Origin of the sequence: Haloferula chungangensis, assembly GCF_042664875.1 — a bacterium.
GTDB lineage: Bacteria > Verrucomicrobiota > Verrucomicrobiia > Verrucomicrobiales > Akkermansiaceae > Haloferula > Haloferula chungangensis.
Genome location: NZ_JBHTBS010000047.1, coordinates 1 through 1363, shown reverse-complemented (window position 1 = coordinate 1363; position 1363 = coordinate 1). Strand labels below are relative to the sequence as shown.

Here is a 1363-nt window from a genome sequence, read left to right as displayed (position 1 = left end):
ACGTTAGCTTCAAAAATCCATGTATCGGCCCCTGAAGTACACCGAGCAAAAGTTGGCCGAGTTCGAGCAAGCTTGGGGGATAGTATTGCCGGCTCCGTATCGGAACTATCTCAAGGAAGTCGGTGGTGGAGCTGGAACGAGAAGCGCGGTCGATCTGCTTGAGGATTGGAGTTACCACCCCGAGGATTTACCGGCGGATTTTCTTCAACGGCAATTTCCGCATTCAGGGCCTTGGAATGACCGATCACTCCACTCTGATGCTGGATGGAGAGCGCCCTACTTTTCGGACGACCTCGTCTGCGGCAGCATTCGGATACGATCTACCGGGTGTGAAGGGCACGACATTCTGATCATTTCCGGGCCTCTCCGGGGCGGGGTTTGGCATGACGATCGGGCCTGTTGCGGCACCGGGATACTCCCGCTGACGGATGACCAGAATCGACGCGTTGAGATTGGGCGCTACCTCAAGCTTGGACGTAAGGATGCTGGCCTGGCGCGAAAAATCCAAAGCTAACAAGTCGAAGATGGCGACCCCTTACAGCGGCCTTGTTGCGTTTCCGTTTTGGTGATTCAATCCGGCAACGAGAATCGGGAGCCCCGCCATGAGGGTCGGGATCGCCATTTCTCAGACGTTCGCCTAAAAATGAAACATACCAAGTGGCTCATTCTTGCTTTTTTGGTAGTTATCTTGTTGGCCTACTTTCTTCTGAGGCCATCCAGCGAGGAACTGAATAGTGAATCGAGTAATAGAGCATCGGAGCTTATCGAGATGCTTGAAGCGCACAAAATCGCGAATGGTGAATATCCAAGAACACTTGCGGAACTCGGCGGCACGACGAAGGATTATTCGAAGTATGATCCTGTTCCAATGCTCTATTCCAGAGAAGGAGAGGAGTTCAGTCTAAGCTACCAGCTTCTGCCGATGGGACCATTTCGGGACTACGATAGTGCTTCATCAGGGTGGACGTTCTCGGAGTAGACGAATGGGCGAACAATGCGCAGCACCACAAATCCGACCGCGCTGGCGAGTCGGAGGTTGACTGGAGAAGGGAGCGTGATAGAACTATCGAAAGTGCGCTGAGTCGGTCGGATTGGGTGTGCTGAGACGTTCTCGTGGAATGTTGAGCCTCTGGGTTCTGAGGGTGTGGCAGCAGACCGAGTCGGAGATAGGTCGACCTTATCGAAGTTTTCGAGCTTCAGGAGCTTTGCTGACCGGAGCGAGCATCATGCGGTGGGCAGCAGAGGAGCGGCCAGGAGAGATCGGTCCGGGCACGTGACAGACTCTGTTAGATTGTCTGTCTGATTCGCTGAGGCTCCGCATCATCACCGCTCGGAGTGTCTCGTGGGATGGTGTCGGCGCTCG

At 54.4% G+C, this 1363-nt stretch carries 2 protein-coding genes; both read left to right on the top strand.

Annotated elements, in window-relative coordinates; translation table 11 throughout:
- Positions 1-19: 19 nt before the first annotated feature.
- Positions 20-514, top strand: a complete 495-nt coding sequence (locus ACFQY0_RS21095) for an SMI1/KNR4 family protein (RefSeq protein WP_379717007.1) — start codon at positions 20-22, stop codon at positions 512-514.
- Positions 515-643: 129 nt separating this feature from the next.
- The gene (locus tag ACFQY0_RS21090; RefSeq protein ID WP_379717004.1) at positions 644-979 is read left to right on the top strand and encodes a hypothetical protein; all 336 of its coding nucleotides are present in this window, start codon (positions 644-646) and stop codon (positions 977-979) included.
- Positions 980-1363: the final 384 nt, after the last annotated feature.